3 protein-coding genes are annotated in these 5,493 nt (G+C 71.2%); 2 read left to right on the forward strand and 1 reads right to left on the reverse strand.

Features of this window, described 5'->3' with window-relative positions; genetic code table 11:
• Positions 1 to 446: 446 nt before the first annotated feature.
• Positions 447 to 1,463 (forward strand): class I SAM-dependent methyltransferase, encoded by a 1,017-nt coding sequence (locus AC08ON_RS15645; protein ID WP_476617232.1) that lies wholly within the window; start codon positions 447 to 449, stop codon positions 1,461 to 1,463.
• A gap of 61 nt (positions 1,464 to 1,524) precedes the next feature.
• Here AC08ON_RS15645 and AC08ON_RS15650 read toward each other — a convergent pair whose 3' ends face one another.
• A complete protein-coding gene (locus AC08ON_RS15650) occupies positions 1,525 to 4,914 on the reverse strand; it encodes a UvrD-helicase domain-containing protein (protein ID WP_476607017.1) in 3,390 nt (1,129 codons plus the stop codon).
• A 351-nt stretch (positions 4,915 to 5,265) separates the two neighbouring features.
• On the opposite strand from AC08ON_RS15650, the gene AC08ON_RS15655 reads away from it, so the two are divergent.
• The coding region (locus tag AC08ON_RS15655) for a hypothetical protein (protein WP_476617233.1) at positions 5,266 to 5,493 on the forward strand (228 nt) is incomplete at its 3' end.

Genomic DNA, 5,493 nt, shown 5'->3' on the forward strand with positions numbered 1-5,493 from the left:
CGCAGGATCTGAAGGACCGACAGGTTAAACGACAAGCTGGGCCGCGGCGATCGGCCGGGCGGGCGAGATGATCACTAGCATCCCAGATAGTCCAGATAGTCCAGTTTCTCGGAAGGCAGTCGGATCTGCCAGCGGAACCGGGTGCATTACCACCATCACCAGCCCTCAGGATCGCCGGGAACACACGTCGCCGGGTTCAGGGAACGAAGAAGCACCAACGGACCAAAGGAGCATTCAACACGTAAACAATAAACCTCAGGGCCCGGATAATTCCACAACAAGCGTGGTATGGCCCTGATCCGCGCAGCGGAGCCGGGAGATCGGGCGGACGCCGGGGCCACGGCGGACCGGGCGTCCACGCCACGGCCGGGGCGGATCCGGCTGGCGGCCCGGGCGGCTCCTGCCGCCCACCGAAGGCCCGCCACCGTGGTGTTATCGTCCCCGGCATGTCTGACACGGCGGCATCCGCGGCGACCTCCACCGCGTCCACGGCTGCGGCTTCCACGGCTCCCCCCGCAGGATCGAGGCAGGCCCCGACACCCTCCGCTGCGACCCCGGAACCGGGTGGCGAGTCCCGGGCTGCGGCTTTGGGGACCGCGCCGCCGGCCGGCCCGTCCGGCCCGGTGCCGACGAGCGGAGCGGGCACGGCGAGCGGAGCGCAGGCGGCGGCCACTCCCCGCGAGCGAACCGCCATTCCCCGCGAGCGGACCAAGGAGGGTCCGCTGGTGCGCGCCCTGCCCTATTCCGGGTTCGGACTGTCGCGCTCGAAGACGCTGTTCCTCGCGCACCGCAAGGAGCCCGTCGACCCGGCTGGCTTCTACTCGCTGATCGCTGCGGACTCCGTGCGCCAGCTGATGCGGTACACATCCCTGACCGGCCAGCTCGTCCTCGACGTCGGCGGCGGCCCGGGTTACTTCCGCTCGGCCTTCCTCGACGCCGGCGCCCGGTACGTGTGGGTCGAGCCGGACGTCTCGGAGATGGAGGCCGGTGGCATCGAGGTTCCCGGCCGGGTCCGGGGCAGCGCCTTGGACCTGCCGTTCCTCTCCGGAAGCGTTGATCTCTGCTACACGTCAAACGTGCTCGAACACGTCCCCGACCCGTGGCGGATGTGCTCCGAGCTGGCCCGGGTGACCCGCCCTGGCGGGCTCATCTTCCTGAGCTACACGAACTGGCTGTCCCCCTGGGGGGGCCACGAGACCGCACCCTGGCACTATCTGGGTGGTGACCGGGCGGCGGCGAGGTTCGAACGCCGCAAGGGCAAGGCGCCGAAAAACATCTACGGCAAGACTCTATTTCCGGTGTCGGTGGCCGACACCCTCGCCTGGGCGAAGCGGCGGTCCGACGTCGAGATCCTCGACGCGATGCCGCGCTATCTGCCCGACTGGGCGAAGGTGATCATCAGGATTCCCGGTGCCCGCGAGATTGTGACCTGGAACCTCGCGATGGTGTTGCGCAAGCGCTGAGCCGCCGGGCCGCGCGAGTGTCGGTCCAGCGGCTCCGGCCCGGTGGCTCCGGCCCAGCGGCTCAGAGGAGTCGCAGCTGCTTGCCCGGTGCCGGCCGGCGCGGGCGGCGCCGCCCGCCCTCGGCCGGGACGCCCTCAGCCGGGACAGAGGACAGCAAAGCCAGCCTGATGTCCGCAAGAAACGGTGAGGGACGGGTCGTCACGACCGACCCGGCGCGCCGCCGGCTGGCCGCCGAGGTGAGGACCAACCGATGCCTGGCCCGGGTGACGCCGACGAAGAAGAGTCGGCGCTCCTCCGCCTCGGTGTCCTTCGTGCCGGCGTCGGCGGTTCCATCGGCGGTTCCGTTGACGCCACCACCCGGCGCCTCACCGCCCGGGGTCCCACCGCCCGGCGCCTCACCGGCCGGACCAAAGCGCATCGGCAGCAGCCCGTCCTCACAACCGACGATGATGACCAGGCCGTATTCCAGACCCTTGCTCGCGTGCAGGGTCAGCAGTGAGATCCGGTCCGCCCTCGGGTCCAGCCCGTCGACCTCGGCGGCGAGCGTGACCGACGTGAGGAAACCCGCCAGGTCGTTGCCGGCCGCTGCGGCGGCCGGTGCGAGCAGCTCCACCGCCAGGCGCAGCTCGGCCTCGGTCGGCACCCGTCCGCCGGAGAAGCCGGGAAACCCGTCGGACGGCACGGCGCCGAGCTCGCTTCTCCTCGCCTCGGCGAGATCGGTGGCCCGTGCCGCCGCGTCGCGCAGCAGACCCGACACCGGACGCGGGACGCCGGGACCCGAGGGATCCATGGTCGTCAGGTCCTGCAGCAGGGCGAGCAGGTCGGCGACCGCGGGAGCGTCCGCGAGCGGGAGATGAGAGCGCCGCTGGAACGGGAAACCGCGGGTGGCCAGCGCTTCCATGATCGGCTCGGCCTGGCGGGCGGTCCGGTAGAGCACGGCGATGTCCGCGAAGGAGAACCCCGCGTCGACCGATCCGTCCACCCCCGAGTCCAACGCGTGGAACGAGGTACCGCCGAGCGCCGCGTCGATCGTGTCGACGACGGCGATCGCCTCCTCGGCCTCACTGCGGTAGCGCCGCAGCAGCACCGGGCCATCGCCCTCGGCGCCCCGCACGGCGGTCAGGGTCCGGTCCGGGACCAGACTCGCGGGCGCGATCACATCGAGCGCCGTCCGCACGATGGTGCGGGTGGATCGGTAGCCGCGGGTCAGGGCGACCGGGCGGGCACTCGGGTAGTCCTGCTCGAACCGCAGGAAGAACCGGACGTCCGCACCCCGGAAGCTGTAGATAGCCTGGTCCGGGTCGCCGATCACGCACAGGTTGGCCGTGGGGGGACACAACAGCCCCAGCAGGCGGTACTGGAGTTCGTCGGTGTCCTGGTACTCGTCGACCCAGACGTGGCGCCACCGCCGCTGGTAGTGCTCGGCGAGATCCGGGGACGACCGCAACAGGGTCAGCGGCAGGGTGATCAGATCGTCGAGGTCGACCATGTCCCGATCGCGCAGGGCGGCGTCGTAACGGGCGAGCGCCCCAACCAGGTCATGGTGGCGGATCGCCTGGCCGAGCGCTCGGTGCCGCTTGAGCTCGGCGACACCGGCCGCCACCCGCCGGCGCGTTCGGGCGTCGCCCTCACCGTGCAGTGCCGCGGCGATTAGCTCCACGCGCACCGCGTCGTCCGCGACCTGGACCTGCGGGCCCCGGGCGAGTTTCGCGTGCTGCTCACGGATGATCGTAAGCCCGAGGCCGTGGAAGGTCGTCGCGAGCACCCGTCCCGCGGCGTCACCCAGCAGGCCGGCGAGCCGTTCGGCGAGCTCCCCGGCCGCACGCCGGGTGAAGGTGACCGCCAGGCACTCCCCGGCCGGCACCCCGTGCTCAGCGACCCGGTGTGCGATCGCGTGGACCAGCGTACGGGTCTTGCCCGTTCCCGGTCCGGCGAGGACGAGCAGCGGACCGGACAGGTGCGAGGCGGCCAGCCGTTGCTCGGGATCCAGCCCGTCAAGCACCGACGGGGTATCGCCGGAAACCGGCGTGAACAGCTGGCTGTCGGCCACCGCGGCATCCCCCGGCACCACCGCGGCATCGGGTGCCGGGCGCGCCCGCGCCGCGAGCGCCTCGTCGAGGGAGGGTCCCGCATCGATCCGGTCCTGCCCACCAGCCACGCCGGACCCCAGGTCGAACAGGGTGCCACCGTCCCGGGCGAGCTCCTGGGGTTCGAACAACCGGATGACGCCGTATTCGCCGTCGAACCCGGCCTGCCGGATCACCTCCCCGCGGCGCAGGCGACCGATTGCCTCGACCAGCTCCGGCGATCCGACCCCGGCGATGTCCGTGAGCGGTACGTCGCCGAGGATGTCGAGCTCCGGGCCCAGACGGGAGACCAACGACGTCACCTGGCCCGCGACCGCCTTGCTCTTCGGGCCCACGCCGAGAATCTCCCCGACGACCTCCGGCAACGGAACCAGCGAGGTGACGTCGGGCGCCGTGACGGGGCGGTGGCCGGGCCGCCGGTCGGCCAGCGCCTCGACCCGGTTGAGGACCCCGACGGTGAGGCCGCCGCCGCAGGTGGGGCAGCGTCCGCCGACCTCCCGGGTCTGGTCCGGCGTGAGGACCACCCCGCACTTGCGATGCCCGTCGAGGTGGTACTTGCCCTCTTCCGGGAAGAACTCGACGGTCCCCGCGAAGCCGTCCCCGCCGCGCAGCGCGGCCTCGATGGAGAAGTAGTCGAGGTCGCAGGTGAACGCCGTCGCCTCCCGGCCGAGCATCGGCGGGGAGTGGGCGTCAGAGTTGCTCACCAGCCGGTAGCGGTCGAGACCGGAGATCCGCCAGAACATCTCCGGGTCCGCCGAAAGCCCAGTCTCCAGGGCGAAGACCTCGTCGGCGAGGTCACCGTAGCAGTCCTCGACGGCGTCGAACCCGGACTTCGAACCGAGAACCGCGAACCAGGGCGTCCACACGTGCGCCGGGACCAGATAGCAGCCCGCCCCGCCACCAAGGGTGATCTCCAGCAGATCGCGGGAGTCCAGGCCCAGGATGGGACGCCCGTCCGCGGCGAGGTTGCCGATCCGAGCCAGCGCCGCCGTGATCCGTCCGGCGGCCTCCCTGTCGGGAGCGTAGAGAAGATGATGGACCTTACGGGTCCGGTCGCCCCTCTTGTAGATCGTCGAGATCTCACTAGAGATCATGAAGCGGGTCGCCGTCCGGCAGGAGGCCGGTAACGTGCGCAGCACCTCATGCTCAAGATCGGACCGCAGCCGGAACAGGCCGGGCTCGGCCGGAACCAGCTTCGTCGCGATCTCCTGAGACCAGGCCGGATAGGTGAAGTCGCCGGTGCCGACGACGGCGATGCCCTTGCGTGCCGCCCACCAGGCCAGGTGCTCCAGATCGCAGTCACGACTGCAGGCACGCGAGTACCGGGAATGAATGTGCACATCAGCGTAGAACCGTGACCTCACGGATGCGTATGTTGTCGCACCCGCCTCACCATGCCGCCGGCGGCACGCCGCAACTTCACCCGCAACCTCACCCGAACCCGAACCCGAACCCGAACCCGCACCCGCACCCGCACCCGCACCCGCACCCGCACCCCGCGGACGGGCTACCCCCTCCTGTCGCTCCGCCGGAGGAGGGCACGTCATTATGCGTAGGATGCCGGCATCCTGCCGATCTCGCGGACGGGGCGTCACAGATCGGTGGTGCCACGGATCGGGAGAACAGCGCCGACGGGAGGAAAGTCGCGTGTCGACAACCGACGGACGGCGTTTCCCTCCCGGTGCGGGCGCCGGGATCTCCAGAGCGAGGTCCTGATGACGACGCAGACCGCCGGCCCCGAGCGGCATGCCGCCCTCGCGGACCGCTGTCACCGGCTGGTGCGGTTCCTCCATGAGGTCGCGGCGGCCCGGTCGGGCCGGATCCGGACCATCGAGGAGCATCCGCTCACGGTGTGGCTCGCCGACATCCCGGCCGGCGTGCCGCTGTCCGAGCACGCCGGGGCCGGCGAGGTGCTGCTGACCGCCCCCGCCGCCACCGTCCTG

The organism is Frankia sp. CoWAU3 (genome assembly GCF_977971855.1).